General features: G+C 32.9%; 14 protein-coding genes. All 14 read right to left on the bottom strand.

The genetic code is table 11. The features are described 5' to 3' along the window. Positions 1 to 11: 11 nt before the first annotated feature. The gene (locus tag AC1EUU_RS01240; protein ID WP_480199557.1) at positions 12 to 6665 is read right to left on the bottom strand and encodes an eCIS core domain-containing protein; all 6654 of its coding nucleotides are present in this window, start codon (positions 6663 to 6665) and stop codon (positions 12 to 14) included. An 88-nt stretch (positions 6666 to 6753) separates the two neighbouring features. Further along, entirely contained in the window at positions 6754 to 7143 is a 390-nt protein-coding gene (locus AC1EUU_RS01245) for a DUF4280 domain-containing protein (protein WP_480199558.1), read from the bottom strand. Positions 7144 to 7145: 2 nt separating this feature from the next. After that, positions 7146 to 8486, bottom strand: a complete 1341-nt coding sequence (locus AC1EUU_RS01250) for an ATP-binding protein (protein ID WP_480199559.1) — start codon at positions 8484 to 8486, stop codon at positions 7146 to 7148. Beyond that, positions 8477 to 11833, bottom strand: coding sequence for a contractile injection system tape measure protein (locus AC1EUU_RS01255; protein ID WP_480199560.1), 3357 nt, complete (start codon positions 11831 to 11833; stop codon positions 8477 to 8479). The genes AC1EUU_RS01250 and AC1EUU_RS01255 overlap by 10 nt, the downstream gene beginning before the upstream one ends. Beyond that, the gene (locus AC1EUU_RS01260) at positions 11830 to 14718 is read right to left on the bottom strand and encodes a hypothetical protein (RefSeq protein WP_480199561.1); all 2889 of its coding nucleotides are present in this window, start codon (positions 14716 to 14718) and stop codon (positions 11830 to 11832) included. Before AC1EUU_RS01260 ends, AC1EUU_RS01255 begins: the two co-directional genes overlap by 4 nt. A 1-nt stretch (position 14719) precedes the next feature. Beyond that, entirely contained in the window at positions 14720 to 15478 is a 759-nt protein-coding gene (locus tag AC1EUU_RS01265; protein WP_480199562.1) for a hypothetical protein, read from the bottom strand. A 4-nt stretch (positions 15479 to 15482) separates the two neighbouring features. Continuing rightward, positions 15483 to 19124, bottom strand: a complete 3642-nt coding sequence (locus tag AC1EUU_RS01270; RefSeq protein ID WP_480199563.1) for a hypothetical protein — start codon at positions 19122 to 19124, stop codon at positions 15483 to 15485. Beyond that, on the bottom strand, positions 19124 to 19606 hold the full coding sequence (locus AC1EUU_RS01275) for a GPW/gp25 family protein (protein WP_480199564.1): 483 nt from the start codon (positions 19604 to 19606) through the stop codon (positions 19124 to 19126). Before AC1EUU_RS01275 ends, AC1EUU_RS01270 begins: the two co-directional genes overlap by 1 nt. Then, positions 19606 to 21390 (bottom strand): type VI secretion system tip protein VgrG, encoded by a 1785-nt coding sequence (gene vgrG / locus AC1EUU_RS01280; RefSeq protein WP_480199565.1) that lies wholly within the window; start codon positions 21388 to 21390, stop codon positions 19606 to 19608. The genes AC1EUU_RS01275 and vgrG overlap by 1 nt, the downstream gene beginning before the upstream one ends. Positions 21391 to 21395: 5 nt before the next feature. Then, complete coding sequence (locus tag AC1EUU_RS01285) at positions 21396 to 22058, bottom strand: CIS tube protein (protein WP_480199566.1); 663 nt, start codon at positions 22056 to 22058, stop codon at positions 21396 to 21398. Between the two features lies 1 nt (position 22059). Then, a complete protein-coding gene (locus AC1EUU_RS01290; RefSeq protein WP_480199567.1) occupies positions 22060 to 22218 on the bottom strand; it encodes a DUF5908 family protein in 159 nt (52 codons plus the stop codon). 24 nt (positions 22219 to 22242) lie between these two features. Continuing rightward, entirely contained in the window at positions 22243 to 22704 is a 462-nt protein-coding gene (locus AC1EUU_RS01295; protein WP_480199568.1) for a phage tail protein, read from the bottom strand. Then, positions 22704 to 23162 carry a phage tail protein gene (locus tag AC1EUU_RS01300; protein ID WP_480199569.1) on the bottom strand — a complete coding sequence of 153 codons (459 nt, stop codon included), beginning with the start codon at positions 23160 to 23162 and terminating at the stop codon, positions 22704 to 22706. The genes AC1EUU_RS01295 and AC1EUU_RS01300 overlap by 1 nt, the downstream gene beginning before the upstream one ends. A 32-nt stretch (positions 23163 to 23194) precedes the next feature. Further along, positions 23195 to 25042 (bottom strand): phage tail sheath family protein, encoded by a 1848-nt coding sequence (locus tag AC1EUU_RS01305; RefSeq protein ID WP_480199570.1) that lies wholly within the window; start codon positions 25040 to 25042, stop codon positions 23195 to 23197. Between the last annotated feature and the right edge of the window lie 10 nt (positions 25043 to 25052).

A 25052-nucleotide genomic window follows, 5' to 3' on the forward strand; every position in this document is an offset into this window, starting at 1 on the left:
AGCTATTCTTTTTATTTCTCATAAGTAAGTGAGTAGGCATCTTTCACAGCTTCGGCTATTTCAAGATTACCAACCGGCTCAACAACTGAATCGTTGGCGCCGTACCATTGCGTACCTTTTTTTATGTAAGAAACATAATGACCTGCACGGGTACTTTCCCCTATATGAACGATAAAAGAGGTAAGATCATAATGATGCACATTGCCATCAGGTGATAAATCAGCAGGAATCTCTAAACGACTGGTACCCGTAATCTTTTGATGCAATTTAAATATACGCTCCATAATTGTACTATAACTAAATCTATTTAATTGTACCGTTATAACAAGTGGTAATTCACCTGTAAGGCTTCGCCGATGATGTAACGTTTCTTCAGGCTCAACAGTAGTGGTTAACACCCCAATATTTTGCCGTATTAAATCATTCAAACTTACCTCACCGTTTAACGTAAGACCAGATAGGCTTAAAACTCTTAAGGGGCCGGTTTTTGAATGCGCACCGGCTTCTTCAGCATTAGAGTGCCATTCATGCTTTTCATTTAGAACATCATCATTAGCTATTGAATCAAGAATAAACCCAAGTAATTCAACAGCATCTTGCTGGCTCGCTTGATAAATTAAATTACCACTTAACCAACCAGCATGAATTAATTCTGTTCTATAGTCAATAATTTCTTCAACAGTTACACCCTCTTGTTGTCTTATTTTAGTAACGAGAGCTAGAGTTAAAGCTGCCAGTCTAGGGTGCAGTTGTATTCTATCTCCAGATAAAGCACTTCTATAACGCTCTGTGTTAGCTAATATTTGTAAAGTTGAAGCAATATAACAAGTGTTTCCACCATTTTGAACACCACTAAAAACTGATTTTATCGTTTTTGACGAGCTCGAGCTTTTTATCTTTGAATGTTCTTTATATAGTGCTTCTAATTTTTGGTCATTTTTTCTTGTACTTTCTGTTAATCGGGTATACTCCTCATATAATTCACCACGATTAAAATCTCTCTCATCACTTCTAATAATTTTTATAGCAATAGGCAGTATTTCTCTTAAATGTTTTATTTCTTGTAGCTTCTTAACAAGTTGATTTTTATATGCTAGTATATGATCTTCTGTTGAATTGAGAAGCTGTAGATTGTAGTGAATTTGATCTCCTAATGCCCCCAATGACGCATAGTACTCATTAATTTTTATTAAAGGATTTTCTTCTTTACTAAATCTAATAGCTAAAAGTTTCGCAGATACTTGATTTAATTGTGATTTCTGCAACATGTTTTCTTTTTCAATTCTTCTAATCATCATTTCTGCAGTGCTTGATTTTTCTTTTGCCAGAAGTTCTGTTTCTGTATTTTTTACCTGAAGTTTTAAATCATCAATTCTATGTATAGTTAATGTTATGTATTCTGCATCTAGATCTCCAGCCGAACTTTCAAAAAAACTTGAAATATTCTCAATATGCTCAGATAACATTCTTAATTGCCTTATACTGTTTTCAGGATTTCGAATAGTACCTCTAATATCATTTAGAAATGATTCAAGACTTGCTAATCGTCTATTTATGCTTTCTGGAGTGGTTTCAGATTTTTCTGGAGAGAATTTTCCAAGCTCATCTTTTTCTGATAGATTAAGTTTTTTAAGGAAAAATAAATCATTTTGAAATTCATGATCTCTTTTTGACATTTGAAACGCCGTGGCTATATGTGCATTTCCACGAGCATCTACTTTAACTACTGCTTTTTTACCATTCCAAATAAAAACAAATGATTGATGTCCCAATTGTTCCATTGAATCTTCACCTTTTCCATTGTCTATAATTTCTTGTGCATCTGCTACATATTGAACTAGTGTATATGCATCAGGATCACTTGGGTGCATATCATTTCTATGCTTAATAAAATGATACTTTTCTGCGTTTGCACTAGAAAAATTAAGATGCTTACTGATTGATTTAAGCTCTTTAATTCTCTTTGAAGTTTCTTTAACCGGGGTTTTGATTTGGGTACTGCGGCTCACACTTTTTAAAGGTGTTATCTTATCATATTCATCATTTATCTGCGAAGAAGATGTTTTTCCATCGTCTAAAGCAATGTGTGCTTCAAAGAAATAAGTAAACTCTATTGGGTAGCCTCTTGATTTCTTATATGCCCATTGAGCAGCCGTTTGCAATTTTACGCCAGATAGTTTTTCATATTGTAATAAATCGAATAAGCGAATTTCTTGTTCAAGACTTAATCTTTTAAATGCAACGCCGCATCTTTTCAAAAAAGCATGAACTTCCCAGAATTGTTTATTAAATCTAATACGCTCGCCACTGGTTGCGGTTAGTCCGAAACGGGCCATATCATCTCTATCAGGCAATTTACCTCTATCAACAGTATTTTTTATGAGCATAAGTAGTGTTGACAATTGCCCATGGTTAATTATTTGACGAAGTTTTTGCATATGCATAATAATCTCTCCAGCAAAATCAATTAAATCTCCTTTATTTTTTACTTCGAATGTATTTCCTAAGTTCTTCTGAAGCTCGAGCACAAGGTTTTCGGTAGCTTGCTCAGGGTTTACTTCAGCCCATTGCCAGGGCTCGGGGCCAAAATATTCATTACCATCAATATCTGGTTTACCAGCTTCACCAGAGGCAGACATCCCTGTAGCATGTTTGTCCCATTTTCCTTTTATCCATCGGTATATATGATAATGATATGCCCAATGCCCGGGTGTTGTATGATCGCTCATATCAACATCTATCATTAACTTTTCTCCTGTTTTTCTAGATGTTACAAATTGACGGTATTGATATACTCTACCATGTTCTGTATCGATTTTTACCTGAGGGCCTGTTGTTGGTAATTTTTCTGATTGAGGATTTTCTAAACGATTTGGAGATACATTATGTTCATATGCAGGTGTTTGATCTGCATAAAACCCTTTCGGCGTATCAGGAAATAATACCCGAATAGATTTTGCGCTAAAACCTAAGCTCTTTAATATTTCAATAAGTTCTAGGGGTGTTTTTTCTCTGGCTTTATCTAATATTTCAACAAAACCATATAATTGCCCCTCTTCAGTACTCGCTTTTTCCAATAATTTGAGAATTCTATGTCGAATATAATTTAACTGTTCCGGGTCAACCTTATAGCCACGACCAACAAATTTCATCAACCTCCCTACCTCATGATATGCAGGCATTTTTTCGGCTAAAAGCCCCACAAAATTATCAGCAACCATGTGTAAATGTGACCCTAGTGCATCTTCGATTCCTCTACCACCGGGGTCTAGAATATTACCTTCGTTATTTACAAATAGGGCGTTCATTGCAAAATCACGTTTTCCTATTTCTTCTTTTAACCCTTCATCGTCCAACTTTTTTTCTCCCGATTTTCCTGAACAAGTAATATCTATAGCATTATCTGATTTTCCCCCTAATTGAAGCAAATCCATTTTAGGTAAACGATAAGGGGTCAAAGGAACTTTTTGGAAATAAGGATCATTTTCTAAGGCATTTTGTAAGTCATCAATATGCATATCAGTGGTTAGGTCTATATCTTTCGGATCGTGACCTCTTACAAAATCTCTAACAGCACCGCCTGCAATAACAACCCTATGCCCATTTTTTTCAATAAGCCTAAAAAGATGTTTCACCTTTAATTCTTGGTGTTCTCCTACTTTTTTCCCGAAAAGGTCTTTAGCAGTGCCTTTAGGCTCAGATGTTGTTTTTAAATCATGTTCATCGAGAAGTAAAGGAGCTTTTTTAGGTTTATATGGATCTGAAACAGCTCCTGAAACTGCTACGTCAACAGGGTAAATATCTAAATCGCCATGTAATTTATCTGTACTAAAGAAAGGTAATTCATCGGGATTGGTAACAGAACTGGGATTTGACTCTTTTACCATTTCTTCAAAACCATTTCTTTTATTAATATCTCGATAATTGTCACTTGTCTTTCCCAAGATCTTATCTCCAGAAGCATCTCTTAAATCTTTAAAGAGATGCTTCATGATTCCTTTATCTGCCGTAAGAAATTGAGGTTTATGGCCTTTTTCTGTTTTTGCATGGAGTGCATCTGCAACAATTTGACGATCTGGAGCTCCTTTACTGCCTCCAACATCTGATGCCTCCATTTTTATTAAATCTTCGGCATAATGTCCTTTTTGACTTGCAGTATCTCTTCTTTCATTTAAGGGAAGTGGGTACCACACTATTTTCTCCTTTTTTGTAGCGGCATTACCTTTTTCAAATACTCCTGAACCAAAAGCAACTAATTCTCCAACAACCATATTAGATAAACGAATGTCTTTAATACCCTTGGCTTTTAAGAATCTAAGTGTTTTGTCTTTTGCAACAGCTTCTTCATGGGTATGTGTGAAAGAAAGTAAAGCCTTGGCAATATTCGTATCAATAATTAGAGACGCACTTGTTAATGGAGGAGCCTCTTCAGCACTATTTAATTCAGTTTGATGGACGGCTAATTGGTTTATCAAACCTCTCATCGCCGCTATACTGTTATTTTTTCTATAGTAAGTTATTAAACGCACGGCTGTATTAAAACCAAGATACCGTTCTAATAATTGTGCATCTTGACTTGTGATAAATTTTGTTTTAATAGCATTGCTTATTGCACGTTTGGTTGGTGGCCCGCTTGGTTCAACAACTGGAGGATCTAAGTATGAATCAGGAATGTCTATCGATTCTTTAGCTTGTTTAAAGGCTTCAACAAGAGTAACCCTTTGAGCATAAGATTTAACAGCTCCCAATAATATTTTTAAACTATCAGCCGGAGACTTATCTTCTTTAGAACTTTTTTTACCCAGATCACCATGTTTTGCTACCAAATATCTATCTAATAAATAAAGTACTTGCCCTCCTTTTTTATTCTCAAAAGAAAGTAATAATGCTTCACGAAGTTCTTCGGGTAGCTTTTTTAAGAAACCATCTATTTTTGCATGTGATTTTATAAAACCATTTACTTTTTTTCTGGCCTTACTTTCTACTTTAGTAGAGGTGTCTGTAGTTGAAGCTACACTTGTTTTGACTTTTTCATCTGTTGATTTATCTCCATAATCTTCAAATGTATCTTTAGCCAAGGCCAATCGTTTCATTTTATCTTGATGATGATTCATAATTATTTTAGGAATCATACTTCGTAAGTGATTCAGTAATAATACGCCTAAATCTTTGCGCTCTAATTTTGACAAGTTAAATGTTAACCAGTTTTGAGCTAGTTCAAGAGTCAACCTCGAACTGGTAGATAAAGTCATATTTACGCCTACGGCTAATCTTGATGCTATTTCGGCATATTCATTTTCTAAATTAGTTGTTGTTAGGCCCGGAAGCCATTCTATTAGTGTTTCCCAAATTGCTTTGGGTGAAATATTTGTTTGAAAACTTTGAGGAACGTTATCAGCGATTACATGTTCTCCTTCTAATGGAGTATGACTTTTAGGTTCACTTTCTTGAAGGTTTCCTAAAGATATTGATGATTGTATATATAATTGATTTAAAGCTGTTCTTAAGGTATTAGGTAAACCACTGCTAAATGCCAACCTAGAGATAAAAAGTACATATCTATTTTTACCATTGCCTGATAGTAATACCGGATCACCATGAGCTTCACCTTTCTCCAGTACTTTAAATTCAATGAAAATTGATGATTTTTTATTGTATGGATGCTCCATTTCAATTTTATCTTCATGAATTTCTTTAATTTCTTTTACTCCTAATTCACGAATAATTTTTAGTACACGGGCAATAATTAAATGCTCTTCTTCATCTGTTTCTACCGGTTCTCCTGTTTCTTCACTAGAGGTAAAATATTCAATGATTTTAGGAATTGACCAATAGAGCCCTATTACGCCTAAAGTTATGAGTCCCGCTGTTAAAGTTGCCGTACTGATTCCAAGGGCAGCTGCAACACCGGCATAAGATGCTTCAATACCAAAATAAGAGGCTAAAAGTCCTAATAAATATGGAACTTCTTTGATAGGCTTATCTCCCTCAGCAAATTGGAAAACCGCTTTTTTTGTTTGAGGGGTATTTTCTGCTTTCTTTTGTTTAATACTACTTTTTAACGAACTCTTATTTAAATCTATAGATTCTTGATTCTCTTTTGAAGAATCAAATTCTAAAGCTTTAGACCCCATTATATCGGCTTCTTTCTCCAAACTCACATCATCGTTAATAGAAATTTTTTCTTTTAGCTGTTTCGTTGGTTGTACTCTGCCTTGTTTTTGCTGAACAACATGCCAGGCTTCGTGTGGTAAATGTTTTTCTTGTCCGGTAGCGATGTGTATGTCTGTACCTTGAGCGTAGGCATACGCATTCAATTGTGCGGGTTTGTTAGAATTGTAATGTACTTTTACATCATCCATTGCATAACCTGAAAGGTTTTCTATGCCCGATTTTAAATTATCGGGTAAGCCTGTATTGTTTTCTGTACTTAAGGAGGGAGATTGTAGTTGAGGGTGATTATTATCGGATACTAAATTAAATTGAATCGTTTGCCTTACCTGTAAGCTATTATTAGCCATTTCTAAGGTTTTTCTTTGAGCCGTAGCTTCTGGTCGATTATCAATTAAATGAGGTATTAACTCATTAGGGTTTTGCTTCTGAGGTAATTCGCTTTCTAATGAGTTGTTTTTGTTTTTTTCTGACTTGTCTATTTGTTCATACATATTTCAAGTCTTTAACTAGGGCCACTTTCGTGTCTAAAAAGGTTTTTCTCAAAGACCGAGGCTAGTCGTGATTAGTTAGTTCTTAATTTTACGCCACATCACACTGCATTTGCCCCGGTTGTGATATGGTAATTACCCCACCCCAGGTACAATTTAACATGCAGGTATTATTTAAAGCAGGCATATTTGCAATCATTACTGTTGGGCTACCGGGTGCCCATGGAGCTACTGTTACCGGTACACAGGGCATAGGTGTAAGCACACCCAGGGCAGCTGTGGTAGCTGCTGCAACGGTTGGGTTTGCCAATGACGAACACATGCCAAAGGGTGGAATATTCACAATTGGTTTATTGTCCATAATATTGGCAGCGGGCATTTTACTGGTTAGTACTTTATTCTGCGGTAAAACGATTAACGAAGAAGGAGCTACTCCAAATGAGCAGGTCATCATAGCTCCCATACATACTTGTTGTGGCATAATTATATAGTTTTATTTTGTTTACTGTATTCTCTTTTAATACCGGTTATAATATCTTTAAAGAAGAGTTTCTTTTTATTTCTTTTTGCTGCTTCTAATGAGCAATACCTAAGAATATTGATCATTTCTCCACCTGTTAATTCATACTTTTCGGCCAAATCATTAAGGTTTATAGTGGCTTCTAATTGAAAATTTTCACCAAATAATTTTTCCCATAATTTGATTCGTTGGTTTGTTTTTGGTTTCGGGAAATGGATCATGCTCTGAAAACGCCTCGAAAAAGCTTCATCAATATTACTTTGTATGTTAGTGGCAAGTATCACTAGTCCAGAAAAGTCTTCAATACGCTGTAATAAGTAGGCTACCTCCTGATTTGCATAACGATCATTGGCTCCTTTAGTTTGTGTTCTTTTACCGAAAAGAGCATCGGCTTCATCAAAGAATAAAATCCAATTTTTATGCTCGGCCTGGTCAAAAAGTCGACCTAAGTTTTTTTCGGTTTCTCCTATATACTTAGATACTACCAAAGAAAGGTCTACTCTAAAAACTGGCTTTTTAGTCTCTTTACCTAATAATGAAGCTGCTAAGGTTTTACCAGTACCAGGTGGTCCATAAAATAAGCAGCGATATCCTGCTTTTAAATTCTTTCTTAGATCCCAGGTCTTTAGTATGAGATCTTTATGATTTAACCAGTTTTTTATTTCTGAAAGACCTTCTTTTACCTTTTCTTCAACAATGAGATCTTTCCATTCCATTTCTGTTGAAATCTCTTTGGCAGGAAATTTTGCATTATACTGAGGAAGTTGAGCCTTACCAGTTGTAAACAACCCCAAATACTTAGGCGAGATTTTAAGCGGAAGATAAATGCCAAACTCTATATCATGATTTCTTTCAAGGATTTCTTTTTTATACAGAATATGATTTTTATGAATCATACTAAGTACTTTGAATTTTGTATTAAGATCGCCGCCTCCAAGTATAAAACAGGCTGTTTCTAAGGTAGGTAGAAATCTAGATGAATTAGAATCTTTTAGCCCGCCAAATTCTGAAAAATCACAGTTTAGGCTTTGATTTTTTATCAAAAACACATCCAGATAGTTCGGTTTTATATAGGGTACTATTGATAAAATTAAAACTAACCTTTCTTCAAAATTTAATTGGTGTTCTTTAATTAATTCTGCATAAAGAGAGTTATCATTTTTTAATGAGGGAGGCTTAATGTCGTAAACAGATTTTAGCTCACTTTTATTCTTAAAATAAAGTGTTAATGAAGTATCTACTACTTTTTGTAACCATTCGATCTCCACATTAATAGAATTCGCTAATTTTTTTATTACCTCCATTCTACTTTAACTAGTTTAGACATCCAGCTTAATTTTATCATACCAATATTCCACGGAATTCGATCTAATAACATATCGAAAGACTTTTGTTCAACTTTTAAATAGAATTGTGTTTCTTCCTCTTCAAGTTTCCCTTCTCTCATAAGAAACGAAGATCTCAAACCTTCAATTGAAGTTTCTTTTAATGGTTTCCATTGTTGAGTTACTGAGGTCAATAAGCTATCTACAGTTTCCTTTTCATGAGTTGTTAGCTCAATGCCCAAATCAATGGGTTCAGTAATAGAAATTCCGCATAACAGCTTATTTAGCACCAGATTATTTTCTTCTTTAGTAATTTTCCCAGTAGCGGCATATTCAAGTAAATGCACCGCTTTGCATTTAGTTTCATAATTCAAAAATTGGCCATTTTTAACCAGATCACATTTTTCAAATAAGAGTTTCAAGTAAGGAGCTACTATAACTAATCCGGCATTCTTAATAAAAATCGGATTTGTAAATGTTTTTGGCTCAATTTCCCCTAATTTCTTATAGTCTTTTGTGTTTGTATCTATCACTTTATGATTAATCGTTTCTTTTTTATGAGTGGCAATTTTAAAGAGTTCATTTAAAATATTATAATACTCCTTAGAACGGACTATTTTTTTGTTTTTAGCATTAAATAAAAGTTGATGTGTTCTCTGTTTGTTTAGAGTGTTATAAAGACAATGTAATAAAAGCGTATTCCAGTTTTTCAAACCCCAACCTTTAAAATCTGCACTACCAAGTTTTAATAAAACCAGTTTGTAAAAGGTATATTTTATGGCTTTTAGACGGCCTTTCGAAATGGACGTGCTTAAATATTCAATAAAATTAAGTGTGTTATTGAATAATTCCTTTTGATTTGATACTACCGTTTTATGAATGAAATTTTGTAAATCAGTTTCTTCTAATTTATATAAAAGCTTTTCTCGAAAGTTAACCTCTTTAAGCCAAATGTTAACTTTTTCTGGCGAAAATTTAATTGCTTGCTCTAAAAAGATAGAAAGAGGTTTTCCTTTATAATCGTATTGTAGTTCATTATGAGTTTTTGATTCATCATAAGTATTAATTGCATTGAAAAATTCCTTTTGTATTTTACTGCTGTTATTAAGGTTTTTGTTCACTAAAAGCTCGTTTTTTAGAAACTTTAGAGCGCTGTCATCTACTAAAATTTTAGAAGTTTTAAACCATTCAATGAGCAATTTAAACAGCTTATTTTCATCCTTTTTTGATACGTTTTCGAAAAGAAACTCTGAAATTCTCAGCTTTAAAACATCTAAATCTGACTTGCTTATAATTTTTGTTGTCACCAAATGTGACTCTAAGAAAAGAACTAATTTAGTAACATAGGTAACAGATTTTTTATCAGACTCAGTTGCAAACTCATGCCATAGGCGATACCATAAGTTATCTTCTAAACGCCTTAAAAATGATCGTTTTTCATCTTTTAAAGTAATTAGCTCCAATAGCTTTATTTTAATGGTATTAGAGTTTAAAAGTTGTGTTAGCTCTTGATTAAAACGAGTGCTGGTATAATTATGTACCCACCAAGGTAATTGGTCATTCTGTATTACATAAAATACATTGTTTTTGATTTGTTCATTTGAGGTTTTTTTCTTGATACGAAACGTCTTCTTTATATCTTTTTTTGAATTATGTTGATGTGTAAATGCCTGAAAATGATGAGAATATTTATCTAGAATTACAGGTGTGCTTAATTGTAATAAAAATTCTTCTTTATTTAATCCTGTTTTTCTTACCCAATGCTTCCATTGCTCATTGGCCCAATACATCCATAAAGATTGATCATTATTTGTAATAAATTTCTCTATCTGATCGGCAATTTGGAATAAAACTTTTTTACCGACTCCTTTATAAAATTCTAATAAGAAATAATCAATCGCTTTTTGATGGTTTTCCTTTAATTTAAGTCTGAGATTTTCAAGGAGTTTGTAAAATGTAATCTCTTTTGAATGAAATTGCTGCAGTATGTTTCTTAAGAGGTCAATTATTATTAATTCTTCTGAGTGAACATTGTTAAAATGTGTATTTAAGATAAGTTTTGATTGTGATGAGTCAATTTGAAATAGTAAATTACTTTCTCCAACTCCTAGGGTATTTGCGTTTCTTTTTAATTCACTTATAAATTGTCTACTTATTTGTATATAATATGCGCCGCTTTTGTTTAAAATGGCATCCAATATTTTAGTATTAGCATATTTAATAAGTCTATTCTTTTTCTTAGAATTTGACATCCATTCTTTTATATAGTTATGAGAAGTTTTAGTGTTAGACTCTATTAAATATAAAAGAAGGGTATTAAACTCCTCTTTCGAAATTGCATGGTTGGATGTTTTAAAATTCCCCGAACTAAGAAAAGAATCCACCTCTTTTACTTTAGAAATAATATTCTTTTTATAATTATTCGAAGTTTTAAAAAGTGAAGCTTTTAAATCCTCTTGATCCTCAAGTTCTAAAATAATGTTTTTAAAGGTTGAAGAATAGCTATTGATTTTATCTTCATGTTTCACACCTTTAGCAATCAATTTTAATAATGAATTATAACTTAGGTTATACTTTGAAGAAACTTTTAGTATAGTATACTTTAAAAACGACTTTTGATTATAATATCCTTTCGATTCTACAAATAGGTATGCAAGTAAAATTTCCCAAACGGCGTTATTAAAATTACGAGTATTGGCCTGTACTAGTTTGTGTTTTTTTTGAAGTTCAATTATATTCTTTTTATGAGATAGCATGTATTGTCCATCATTTTTTGAAACTGTTATTACAATACTTTTCAAAAGCTTTTCTGGAAGCTGGAAAATTAATCGCTTTCTAATAGTCTCATTTTTGACGGTTTTCTTTAATAGCGTTGCTACTTCTTTTTCTTGTCTTTTTAATAACTCCTCAAACAGTGTTATAATACTATTTTGTTGTGTATCATTCCATTGCACATAGCCTTTTAATAAGAAATGCTCCAGGTGTTCTATTTTTGATTTGCGAATGCTTATTTTTTTACCATTTCTTAATGAGCCATTTTTTAAGATATTGGCATTGAGATACTTCACTAACTCTTCTTCGAGCCTGTAAATGAGCTCATTTTCATAATTGTATTTATTGATTACACCAAGGTCGATTTCAATTTTATTAAATCTGTAAATAAAATTATCTGATGCGTAAATATCTAAAACAGAATTAAGTAAGGCGCTTATTTTAGTGTTTTGAAGCGCACTTATACCTGACTGAATTTTATACGCATCACTTTTATTAGCCAGTTCTATTTGGTATTCTTGACTCTTTATTATATGACTCTTTTTATTGATCAATGGCAATAGATTTTGTGGTATTCTCTTAATTTCTGTATAAGGTAATATGAGAGCTGTACCCTTTTTTCGTCATGAATATCCATATTCATCCATTGGATATAATGTTTTTCAAAATCGACCATTTTTTTATAATCCAACCAATATTCGTGGAATGCAATATGAGCAGGTATATGTTCACCTAAGATACTTTTTAATTTTATTTTAAAATTGGTGTTTTGAAATCTCACAGGCCATGAAGGAAGAATAAGACTTATATTAAATGAGAAGAATTTCTCGTTTACTTTTTTCTTACCATAGTATGCGTAATAAGTTAACTTTTTAAATAAATGTTCAAATTCAGTTTGCTTTATTGCGTCTTTAATGGCTTTTATATTTTTAGTTGTTGAAGCCAGATCTGGGTAAAAATCTTTACTCATTGCTATCGAGGTGCCTTTTTTGTTTACAATTTGTAGAAAATACTTTTTGTTAGTTTTTTTATAGGTTAAGGTCAGATTTTTAGTTGTTTGAAAATAGTTTATGATTTGCTCAATATTTTTGTCTCTTTGGTTATATGATTTTAGGTTGCTTTGTTCAAATAATATTGAGGCGCCGTCAGATAATTTTATAATAAATGTAAAACCGAAATGGTTCTTATGTAATTGAGGAGCAAATAATAGATGCTCTACAGCGTAAATTCCTTCACAATTTTTATCCAGTAGTGTTAGTTTAGAAATTACATTTTTTATAGCTTTTTCAGAATCAGATTTAGATTCACTTAGGTACACGGGTGTTTTGGTGTCATTCTTAGTGGAAAATAGAACTTGAAAGTAATATTCATTGTTATTTCTTGAAATTCTCTTAATCGAATAATTTTTTTCTAAGACTCCATATTTTAATACGTCATTGAGTATATACTTTGAATTGCCTCTAAAGCGAAATCCTTTCTTTAATTTTTCTTCAGTTTCGCTTCCACTTACAATGTTGTCAATCTCAATTATTTCAACACCTTCATCTGGGTATATAGTTTCTATGATTTCTACTTGAGCCGGAGAGCCAGTATCTTCTTTTTGAAAAATTTTTAGATTAGAGTTTTGAAATGCTTCAGAAATTGATGTTGAACGAGAATTTTCAATTCCCATTAATAGTGCTACTTTTTGAATGAAATGTGAACCATCTTGAATTGAATATGAATGTGTGTTGAGATGATAATTTTGTCCTTTAGACCTGTTATAGCTAAGTAACGCGTACTTTGTGATCAATTCTCTTTTGAGTAACAGTGTAGAAGCCTCAAATTCATGGTCATGTAACTTTTTTCCATAGCATTCGTGATTAATTTTTCTAAGAGTAGTCTCCGGTAATTTTTCTCCAAATCGCGCCAAAATCATATCAGCTACATTGTTTAAGCGCTTAATAGCAGAAATGTCAAAATGAGAATTTAAGTTGCGCAATGTTTCTTCCCATTGCTCTAAAGCATCTTCATCTTTTGTATTAGGGCTTTCTTTTATTAAGTTGGTAAGTAAAGGCATATCTTCTAAACTTTTATAGAAAGAAGACTGAGTACCTGTAGAGTTTGGATCAAAGATTGTGTAAATATTTGTTAGCTGCGCTAAAAAATTATTCATTAGCTGGTCAATAGGTAATAAATAAGCTTTTAATTGATTAGCCTGAGCATATCTTAACCTGGTTAATTTTTTTGGAAGCCCATACTTTCCTATACCATAAATAGTTGGAAACTGCTCTCTTATTGGGTAATAAGAATTGATTTCAAAATTTTCTCCTCTCGGTATGCTTATCGTGTTTATAGATTTCGAAACCGATTTAAAATTACCATAATTCTTGGCAATAATATTTGAATATTCATTGTTTAATTCTTGGATATCGGGCTTAAAGTTTATTCCTTGTTCTCTAAAAACCAAATCTGTATTTGTTTGAGGCAATATTAAAATAGGAGTGTTATTTTCAGGAACAACAAACGTGCCTTCACTAATATTTATCTGTTCATTTTCGTTAATAGTATTGTTAGTTATTAACTCTAATTCTTCTATGCTAATAACTCCTTTCAGCTCACCTATAATTCTAAGGATTTCAGTATATTTTATAACGTTTCTCTTTTTTGTTAATGGTTTACTTTCAATAAAACCATTCTGTAACAGAGGGCCATTAAAGATTGAGCTTGTATCCATTTTTTTTGATTGTAATTCCCAAAGAGAATGGAACTTTATTACTCTTGCCAGGTAGTTGTTTATTACATAATAGATTTTCGCTAAGATTTCTTCTCCCTTACTATTTTTTTCTAATGTTATATGTAGTTTCATTTGAAATTCTATGGGGTCTAAAACAATAACGTCGTTTAAGTTTTCACATAGATTTCTACATGAGTAAAAGAGATTTTTAATTTGTTTTTTTACTCTTATTTTTTCTTGTTTCTTACTTTTAACATCATCGTTATAATAAAACAGTTCAACGTAAATGTTATAGATACCATTGAGCTTATTTTGCGTGCTTTCTAAAAATTGGTATTGAGAAGAGTCTTGTGGTTTTACCCAAACATTTTTTACGTTACTAATCTGGTCTATAAAGATCTTGCGAAAATCGGTTGTTGTTACAGGGTTTGTTGTAAGTATTTCTGATGGTATAAAGAGGCCATTATCGCCCGAGGTAAGCGTTTCTCCTTTTGATTCGGTGAGAATATCTTTTATTGGCAAACTTGCCTTATAGGAAAGGTTGGTAAAAGTATAGGCTATGTTTTCAAGTATTGTAACACCCGGATCATGTTCGTTATAATCAGTCCAATTGGCACCAGACAGCTCTTGTAGAAGTTGAATTCCTTCAAGGTAAAGGTCTTCATACTCCCCAGAGTTTTTTTCTTTTTTGTCTATATATCCTTTGGTGCTAATTTGTGACATTTTACTGCTGATTAAAAAGTGTTTCTATATCGTTATCCCAAAGTTTTGTAATATGAAATTTTATGACTTCAGAGCCATAGTTAGATCTGGTTTTTAGCTGCAGCTGATAATTATATGTATCACCTTTCCATCTTAATGCCAATCTGTTCCACCACCATCCATAGTAGGCTTGTGTTCTTCTTATTCTACTATGTGACCTGCCAAAAGTGCTTAAAGCATGGGCATGTAATAAGGCATATCTGCCCTTTTTTTTCTTACCTACCTGAGCAATTAATTCAAAGGCATTACATCCGTCAAGGTTAGAAAGAATCGTATGCCACTTACCATCTGCCGGTACAGTTGATAATTTATAAGTTCCTATTCTGCCATTGGCACTAATAGTTCCGTTTACATTAAAAGTTGTTTTTGGAGTAGTGGTTCCTACACCAATATTACCACCTTGTTCTATAAAGAAATGTGTTTTATTTTCTGTATTTGAAATGGGCTCTGTAAAACCAATGCCATTGGCATTGTCTTCTTTTTTTAGCTCAAGTCCCCACTTTGGAAGGTTATCTTGTATTTTTTCTTTAAAACTTATAAGGCGATTAGAATTTTCTCCTTCTGGAGATAGGGTTAGGCCGTCTCTAAAGTTTTTTGAGATTCCATCATCAGCTTTATTTAGCATAGAGTCAATAAGGCTGCCGAAATTACTTTCATTAGGCCTTTTTCCATTGCTAAAAAGGGATTTTAAGCTTATTCTATTTAATGGTTTTTCACTCATTTGTTTAAGGATTACTCTTAATTTCAAGTATGGTATCACTTGGATATTCTGCACTACTTGTTTGTTCTATAACTTGTGTTATTTGTCTGGGCTCTCTTTGTAAAATAAAATCAGACTCTATTTCCATGGTAGCAAAACCTAGGTCTTTTTGGATATCATCATCGGCATATGTTTTATTAATGATATGGTGTTTTTTAACGGGATTAAAAATTGACCAGGGTTTGGTAGGATAAATTCGTTGTCCGTTTTTATGAATACCTAATGAAAAATCATTTGCACGTTTTCTAATAATATGTTCAATAGATACGTCTTCTATACTTTTTATATAATCTAAATTGTTTATAAAAATAGCTACCGATCTGGGTATTATTATACCTCCTATACCACCTCTTTCATCTGTAGCATTGTAGGTGGGTGATAGAAAATTTGATATTTCTTCATTGAGTAAGTTTAAATAATATCCTCCATTGTTTTTATTTTTAAACTCTACAGTGCAGCGAACCAGGAGGTATTCAACAATTGGATTCAGTACTTTAATCTTTACAAAAGGATTTGCGAGAGATGTTAGGTAGTTTTTCATATAATCTAGTGTGGCTTTTTTAAAATAATACCGTTCATCATTAGTCCATTTAGAGTCTAATACAACTACTTTTACCATGTTAGGCTCAGGTTCAAAATTTTCATCAAGGTTCGTACATTTAACAGCAGCGACAGTGTCAAATTTTTCAAGGATCAATCGCTCATAGTCCCACATTGATACCGCTCGGTCTTTATGTCTTAACCGCTCACTGGTTCTTCTGTAAAAATTTTCTTTAGTTTCTTTTGAGGCTCCGGCAAATGTAGATCCGGGTTGAATTACATCTTTTACATCAGGAAGTTTTCCTGCTATTTTTTTAATTGATTGCTCTTCAAAGTTTTTTCCTATAATAGCCGGGTCTTTACTAATGCATGTTGCAAGAACCGCATTGAAATAGATTCCTTTTATTTTTGGAAAGTGCTCAGCATTTTTGGGGGTAGAAACCCGTATCCAATAAAGCTCTTCTTTCTGGTTTGTCGAGGTATTTTCTATTATAGGAAGCCTCAATTCTATAATTCCAGATTTGGTTAATCCGTGAGTACCATCTTTAAGAATGTCTTTATTTTTAAATGTTATCCAGTCATCGTTTTTATAATATTGCCATTTTATGCTGTTTTTTTGGATATTATTGGTAGAACCTGAGCGTAAGAAATGAAAGAAGATAGTAACAACAGGTTCTTCGATAACACCACTTAATCCTAAAATAAGATAACCTTGATGTTCATATTTAGGTAGCAAAGTAAATCTGTTAACTTGTTTTTCAATGATAGCTTTATCTATTGAAAAGGGCCTTAGATGAATTAGCTCACCACTATTTTTTTTAGAATCTTCTATGCTAAAAAACAATGTGTCTGTGGCACTATAGCTTAGGTTTACTTTTGCAACTTTAGGAACGAAAGGTTTGTTAGGGTAGGGTACATTCTTTTTGTTTTGGGCATTATATGTTGCTATTTCTGTATAGTCTTTTTGATACAAGTCATTTCCAAAACCATATTGAGGACTACAAAGAGTCAGCTTTATAAAGCCATTCTGTGTATTAACAGTATATTCTATAGGGTCTTTTAAGTTTGCTTCTTTATCTATTTCAATTTGGCTAAATTCGTTAAACTCAATACTGCTGGTTCCATCTAGCTGAAAGCTTTCATATCCTTCGGGAGTTAGACTCTTATGAATTTTAAAGAGGTTTTGTGATGGAGTATTATTTGCATTTACAGGATACCAACGATTATTGCTTAATGTTGCTGTTTGAATTCTAAAAGAGTCTGTTAAAATTGATTCAGAGTATCCTTCATAATAAGTGTCAAAGCCGCCATAATCTTGAGGCAATGAATCCCATTCTAAATCTAGTTTTACCGAGGTTATATCTTTTTTAAATAATTCGCTTTTACCGATCATAAGAAATGATCCTATGCCTGGAAATGGCCCAAAAATGTCAAATGGTTTTCCTAAAGGTATTTTTCCCAGATTATTGTATAAAGAAACATTATGTATGTTTTTTACGTCTACATCAATTTTAATCGTATTAATTTCTACACCGTTTAAAAAAGAATACAGGTAGATAGGTGCATATTGATTTAATTCTACTTTAATCGATGGCCATTTTAATTGTTCATCTGCTAGGGAATAGTTTTCCAGAGCCGGATCTCCATCGCCTAAAACTAAATGAATTGAAAAGCAGTTTTCATTTGGGTTGCATGTTATTGAATAGTTATTGTATGCGATCCATCCTTTTTTATTGGTGTAAAATATGTTTAAGCTTTCTTCAAATACAATTGAAACGGCATCTTGTAAAGAAATTTTCTTATGGTTTTTAATCTGATTTAAAAACTTCCAAAAATACTTCTCAGATGTAGATGACTCGAGATTTACTTTAATATCTATTAATCTTTTTCCTTCACTTAAAATAAGCACTGGTGAGCCTATTATAAACCCAATTCTGGCAATTTTATCTGGATTTATCTTGGTATTTTGTATGCTTTCTTTATTGGCTCCAAAAACAAACCAATCATCTCTTGCATCATTGGTATCTTTTCCTTGAACGATTAACTTATTTTTAGAAATTGATGAAATAAGGTCTATTTCTGTACCGATTCTTATATATGGGCTAGAATTGAAGAACAAGGTTCCCATTTCAACCAATTTAATATTATGTGCTATTAATTCATCATTGGTTTCAAATAAAATATCTGTTTTACTATCATAGAGTTTTCCTGCTGAAAGTAAAGTGCCTTTTTTAATATATGAAGGCTCTTTTAATGTAGGGAGTAAATCAAAACTAACAGTGGTTCTTGTTGGTTGAGAGTCTTTTGGGTGTTGTTTTAGAATATCTTGATAGTAAAAATCTAAATGTTTTTGGGTTAAGCCATTTAATTTTTCTTGCAAGGTTTTAAAAAGTATGCCGAAGGTTATGTATAAGGCATTATGTGGTAAATGAGATTTTCTTGAGCAAATGGTTTCTTCTAAGTAGTTTTCGGTAAACTCTTGAATATGAATGAGTACTTTTTTATAGGTAAAAAGTATATCAGTTACGTCAGAAATATTTTCGATTTCCTTTCTAGGAGCGGGTATAAATTTTTGTTGATACAGCGTTTTTATTTCATTTTCTGCATAACTTTCTTTTTTTAAATCTTGATTTCTTAATTTTAAAAGAGGTTCGGTTCTGGGTCTTAAAATCTCTACTAATACATTTTCAATTTTCGCAGCTAATTTTTTTTCATTTAAAGCTTTTAAGTTTTTATGCCATAGGTTTACCTTATTGTACCAATCTAAGATTATTTTTGTGATGTGATATATTTCATATTTGCTATTATTTGTTGGTTCTACTTCACAATCTAACTCAATAACGGGTTCATTAATAATTGAAACGATATATAAAATTGGATCTTTTTCTACTAATTTTTTCCAGTTACCATCTATTTCATTTTGAGTATTATAGTAGTTTATTTTTTCAAGATAAGAAGCTATATACCCCATTATTTGTGCAAATGACCGATGGTCTATTTGAAATGATTTTCCAAATAGATTGCTGTCTAGCCTTTTGTCTTTAATGGTACCTATTCTTATATCCATTATTCTATTTTACTTTTTTCAATTTGAGTAACATGTTTTTGATATATATGAGGAATATCAGTTCCTTCTATCTTGTAGTATGGAAATACAAGGTTAAACCTGGTATTCGTTGTATTTATGGTATAATCAATATGGATTTTGATAATTCCATTAAGAATATCTTCAGGATTGATGTCTATATGAATATTATTTACTTTTATTCTCGGTTCGTATTTTGAAATAGCTGATCTGATTAGTTCTCTTAAAAAATGAACTTTTGAATTTGAAATTTTATCAAACAGGTACTGTTGAAGCCCACATCCATATTCTGGTAACATTACCCTTTCGCCAAGATTGGTATTGAACAATATCTCTAACGACTGCCTAATGTCATCTTCACTGCTAACCATTTCTATACCAATATTGTCATGGTCATGAAAAGTGGGAGGGAAGCTCCACCCTCTACCTAAAAAAGACTTGTTTTTAAAATTTATATCATCCATTAGTTAATCATTACCATTAAACCTTTTGCACTAAGATTACCATCACTTGAAACAGAGCATTCTGCCCCGCCTTTAATGCTTGTAGACATATCACCAGATATAGAGACCTTACCAGAGGAGGCATCTAAAGATTGATCACCTTTAATAGCTACAGACATACCTTGTATGCTAACTTTTTGTGCTGCCTTTATATTAATATCACTTTCACTTTCTAATGAAATTCCGCTACTGCTCATTTCAATTTTATTTTTGTTCTGATCTGTAATTGTAATTGCTTGACTTTCATCACTAAAAACCATAGTGTTACCTTCTGGGGTAAGTATGGTAATTACCTTATTTTCATCATCAAACTTTAATTGTAGCTTACTTTTGGTTATTAGCGTTTTTATAGTGTTTTGCTCATCGGGCGTTTCGGGAGCGGGTATAGAACTGCTAAAAACGCTTCCAAGAATAATTGGAAACCTGGGGTCATTATTCATAAATCCAAGAATGACTTCATCATTTACTTCGGGTAAGAAATAAGCACCAAAAGTATTGCCGGTATAGAAAGATGATAATCGGGCCCAAACTGTTTTGCCATCAATTCCTAATGTTGGAATTTCAACTTGAATTCTAAACTCATTATTTGGATCTTCATATGTTTTTTTAACGATTCCTATTTGTAGTCCTTTTACTCCGGGAATCAATCCTGAAGCTTCAGGCGCTTCCAGCGTATGATCTTCAACAAACCAGTTAGCCGAAAGCCCAATTTTAACTTCTGTTGTCCATAAACCATTTTCTATAGTGTGAGTAACTCCTGAAATAAAAGCATTTCCATTAAACCGATCACTTAAACCTAATAACTTAATGGTAGAATTAACTTTTGCTTTTGATGATCCCTGAAAAGAAATAGTTCCTTTAAAACGAGATAGCCTTGATTTTAATAAAGTTGCATCTGCCCATGTTTGAATATCGTCTTGCGTTATGGTTGCAGATGTATTTATTTTGTTTGTTCCGGTTGCTAATACTGAGGCCAGTTTAGAACCTGTTAAGTCTCCTTGTTGGTTTACAGATGGTTCAGTTGCTGTTACATTTACGACACTTTGCGTAGCCATATCCCAAGCACTCCCTTGAACATCAGAATATTGATACGTAGCATCAATTTCACCATCAAACTCAATAATATCATAGCCGAATTGTACCTGCAAAGCGGGGGAAGTTGATACTGCAGGCTTATCAACTATGAGTTTTCCGTTATCTGTAACAACAACCATCCCATTTATTTCTGCTCTGTTGATTATAAAATCCCAGTCTGTTGAGTAATACTGAACAATTTCTTTATGTTCAGTTTTTGTGGCAGTTACTGTAGTATCTATGCTATAATCGCCTGCTATATTTGTTATTAAAGCACTGTCTTTAATATCGGTATAAATAGAATTTTTTCTATTGATTGATAATTTAAGAGCATCATCTTTACAAATAATATGTAACCGTGATCCGCTGGCTTGATCTACTTTTATAATTTGCTTGATTACTACTCCTTTAAAAATACTATCATTTTTACTGTGGTATCCTAATTTAATTTCTATCTGAGATCCGGGTTTAAAAGTGCTTGAATCTGTAATATCAAAAGTTTGTTTAGCTGTATTGCCATCAATTAAAGTAATTTCTGCCTCACTAATTTTATTTACATGTTGTTCGATTCTAATTGATGTTACTTCATAGGTAGTGGGAATTTCCTTTCCTTCTGAAAGAATATCAAATGAGATTAGGTTCGTTTCTTCTATTAATGGCGAAGTTGGCATATCATTTATTTTATAGGTGGCAGGTACAGCTTAGTACCCGGTTTTAGGTTTCTAAAATTTACGATCTTGTTTTTCTTTGCTACTTCTATATAATAGCTAGCATCTCCGTAAACATTATTACATATTATTGGTAAAGTATCACCTTCTTTCACAATAATCATATGCGTTAGGTCTGGAGATTTTTGATTCGCTTCTCTGGCAATAGTGTCGGCATCGCTGGCCTCTTCAAATTTTACCGAAGACTTCGCTCTTAATGGTGTACCATCTGGTTTAAATAAAGTGTAGTTAATATCTAAGGTGGTCAACTTACACTTAAAAACTAGGGTTCCCCATGAGAGAATCAAATAATTGGGCTCATGGATGTCTCCATTATAATCAAAACATACACTTTTGAATTTTTTTATTTGATCTTGAGCTGATAGTGGTGTTTTACTGGTTGAAACAGCTCCCGTTGAATCAAAATAGATATCAAAAGAAACAGACTCAGGCGGAATACCTTTAAATTTTAAAGGGGTTCCGGGAGCACCTTCAGAAATCATAGTATTATAGTTTACTTTGTGAACATGAGTATATGATGCCGGGTTTATTTCAACCGTGCATGACGACTTACCTTTGCCTAAATACTTATTGTCTTTATAAGCAACTATTTTCATTTTGTTTAAACTCATACTATCGGTCTCTAAAGCTGTTTAATTGCTTTTTAATTTCTTTTCTGCATTCTTTTAAAAGTGAATGTTTTATCTGTTGCAAGTCCATTTTTTCTGAATTTGCATTTAGTGGTTCTTCTATTTTTACTTTTATAAGTAATTCTCTTATTTCAATGGGCATTATTTACAAATTGATTTTAGAGGTTTATGAAAGAATTTTTATTTCTTCAAAATAGTTAAAAGAAAACTCTAGCGTTTCAATTAAAATCTCATTATTCATTGAGTGCAGATCTGATGCGGCCCATTTTACAGGCCATGCATTTACAAAATTCCAGGCTTTTAATGGAAGTCCGTATTCATTTAACAGTGTAACTATTATTGTTCTGGTTTTTATACAATCGGCTAACCCTCCGCTAAAAGTGTCCATACACCATTTTACAATGGTTGAATTTCTAGGAACCATACCTCTTTTTAAAACTAGGTTTGAAAATTTCATGTAGGTAGGAACTTTATGTTTGAAATAATTGTTTCCACCTTCGGTGATTTCTTCAGTATCCATTTCCATTGAAATACCTGAAACTTCTTTAAATGATGCATCAAATAATCCTGTTGTACCACTAAAAGTTAGTCTGAAGTGAAAAGCAACTGGAGGATAATCATTAAACATTACCCGCCATTTTTAATGGTTAGTCCTTCATGTGCCAATTCAATAGTTTCTACGGCTACTTCGTTGGCATCAGATTTTAGATCAGTTCCAGTAATTTTAGTAGGCCATGCATTTGCCAATGTCCATGTCATTGTAGGCTTTGCCTTTTCATCTAGTAATTGAATAACTACGGTTTCCCTTTTAATGGTATTCATTTTAATAGCATCATACCACTTCCAGAAATTATTGTCATTCACAAAAACTCCTTTTTTAAGAGTTACATTTCCGGTTTTTGCAATTCCCGGCATTTTAATAGTTGAGAATTGTTTACTGTCACCATGTCTATATTCAATTGGCTGAGTTTCAGTTTCCAATCCGGAGATTTCCTGAAACGAAACAGTACTGTCTTGCGATCCTAAGTTTACGGTGAAGTAAAACTTGGGTAATGGCCAAACGGCGTCTTGAGCTTCTCCTGCCATGATATTATAATTTTAAGTTATTATTAATTGTATTAAGCTTTTTGTTGCTGTTGTTGGAATGTTATTTCAATGAATTCAGCAGGATGAGACAGTGCTACTTTTACGGCGACTCTCATAATACCTTGTTGAATATCATCATTGGTCATAGTTACCCCTAGTCCAACACTTACAGAGAATGCATCAGCAGGTTTTGGCCCTACTAGTGCACCTTGTTTCCAAAGTCCTGTTAAGAAATTGCTAATCATACTGGTAACATTTACCCATGTATTAGCATCATTAGGCGCAAAGACATATGCTTTAGCTGCATCTTTAACAGATTGTTCAATAAAGATTAAAGTTCTTCTAATGTTTACATACCTCCAGTCATTAGAATTACCATCAAGGGTACGTGCACCCCAAACAAGATTTCCTTCACCTTTAAAGGCGCGAATGGCGCATACAGATTTACCACTGATAGGTACATTCAAATCCTGTTGTGTTTCATGATCAATATTAATTGAAGGGGCAATAGTACTTTGAACACCTACATTGGCAGGAGCTTTCCAAACACCTTCGTTATTATCAACAGAAGTATAAATTCCGGCCATAGCAGCACTTGGTGCTAAAAGATTCATCTTTTGTTTGATGGCAGCGATTAATTTTCCGTAAGATTTACTCAAATTTTTAAGAACGGAATCATAATAAGCCACTTTGCCTGTTCTGTCATCAGATGGAGTACTATTTAATTGCGCTACCAAATTGGTTATTTGGCCTCTCATGGTGGTAACTGCGGCTCCTTTTGAATCTGTAAATTCATTAGAAGTTAATTGAATTAAGTTTGCAAACTTTTTATCTGCGCTCTTAAGGTTTTCTACAGTAATTTCAGAGGTTTGATAAACAGTTGTATGCAACCAAGGATAGTAAGCAGCGGCATAACTATTAAATTTAGGGTCTAAGGGTTCAACAGAATTTCTAAACCTTTCAACACTGGTTGCTTGCCCAATTTCTTCGGTATATCCTCCATGAATGTCAAGTATTGCTACTCTGTTCATCATTTTACCGCAATGATTGATCATTTGCATTTGTGTAGAATATGCATCTGCAGCTTCCATTTCAACAACATCTGGAATTACCAACATGGTGGGTTCTGTTTCTTTTTCGAGCAATGTTATTGCGTCGAGAAAAGGTTGTGTATCTGTAATTTTTGTATCATTAAAGTTATATGCTCCTATACTTATAACATAGCATTCACCACCACCATTTTCATAGAAGAATTTCATGCTGCTATACATTCTGTAGTTTAGAGTTTCTTGTTTAATGGTATAAGCAATTCCGTCTGAAATGAAATCTGCGTTAGACACTATAGTGTCAATAGCTTTTTGTTTAGCAGTAACATCATCTTTAAGTTTTTGTGTATTGGCCGGATTTGCATTTTTTGCCAATGCATCTTTTGCGCCACTTAATGCTTTAATATTTCCGTCAGTAAGCGCGGTATTTAATGCTGTTTGAGCATTTTGATCTAACCCTTGAGCTGCTTGTAATGCATCTTTTTGATCTTGTGTTGCTTTTGTTGGCCCTCCGGCTTTGTCTACCGCTAATTGTGCTTTTGCCAAATCTTTAGCGGTATTAGCTTTAATCTTTTCTAATAATGTAATTCTTTCTGGTAAAAGATTAGATGAAAGGCTAAATTGAGTTTTTGGAGCTTGATCGCCAAAAACGGTTAAGAACTCTGCCAGCGAACCTATTTTAACAGGTGTTTGAGTTATATCTTCTCCTTCGAATGAAGTTTTTTCTGTATACCCGATAAAAGCCGGTATTGCTGTTGGTACAGGTACCACTGCATTACCAAAAGCATCTAGCTCACGAATATAGACTCCCGGAGTTTTCATTGTTGTTGCCATAATATTATTT

The sequence above is a fragment of the Maritimimonas sp. 2205BS37-2 genome (assembly GCF_056591755.1).

What these genes read in the sequence shown, in the direction of transcription:
- AC1EUU_RS01270 (WP_480199563.1), bottom strand. Translation starts at nt 19,124, where the DNA reads ATGGATATAAGAATAGGTACCATTAAAGACAAAAGGCTAGACAGCAAT.
- AC1EUU_RS01295 (WP_480199568.1), bottom strand. Translation starts at nt 22,704, where the DNA reads ATGTTTAATGATTATCCTCCAGTTGCTTTTCACTTCAGACTAACTTTT.
- AC1EUU_RS01265 (WP_480199562.1), bottom strand. Translation starts at nt 15,478, where the DNA reads ATGAGTGAAAAACCATTAAATAGAATAAGCTTAAAATCCCTTTTTAGC.
- AC1EUU_RS01240 (WP_480199557.1), bottom strand. Translation starts at nt 6,665, where the DNA reads ATGTATGAACAAATAGACAAGTCAGAAAAAAACAAAAACAACTCATTA.
- AC1EUU_RS01250 (WP_480199559.1), bottom strand. Translation starts at nt 8,486, where the DNA reads ATGGAGGTAATAAAAAAATTAGCGAATTCTATTAATGTGGAGATCGAA.
- AC1EUU_RS01290 (WP_480199567.1), bottom strand. Translation starts at nt 22,218, where the DNA reads ATGCCCATTGAAATAAGAGAATTACTTATAAAAGTAAAAATAGAAGAA.
- AC1EUU_RS01275 (WP_480199564.1), bottom strand. Translation starts at nt 19,606, where the DNA reads ATGGATGATATAAATTTTAAAAACAAGTCTTTTTTAGGTAGAGGGTGG.
- AC1EUU_RS01260 (WP_480199561.1), bottom strand. Translation starts at nt 14,718, where the DNA reads ATGTCACAAATTAGCACCAAAGGATATATAGACAAAAAAGAAAAAAAC.
- AC1EUU_RS01245 (WP_480199558.1), bottom strand. Translation starts at nt 7,143, where the DNA reads ATGCCACAACAAGTATGTATGGGAGCTATGATGACCTGCTCATTTGGA.
- AC1EUU_RS01285 (WP_480199566.1), bottom strand. Translation starts at nt 22,058, where the DNA reads ATGAGTTTAAACAAAATGAAAATAGTTGCTTATAAAGACAATAAGTAT.
- vgrG (WP_480199565.1), bottom strand. Translation starts at nt 21,390, where the DNA reads ATGCCAACTTCGCCATTAATAGAAGAAACGAACCTAATCTCATTTGAT.
- AC1EUU_RS01305 (WP_480199570.1), bottom strand. Translation starts at nt 25,042, where the DNA reads ATGGCAACAACAATGAAAACTCCGGGAGTCTATATTCGTGAGCTAGAT.
- AC1EUU_RS01300 (WP_480199569.1), bottom strand. Translation starts at nt 23,162, where the DNA reads ATGGCAGGAGAAGCTCAAGACGCCGTTTGGCCATTACCCAAGTTTTAC.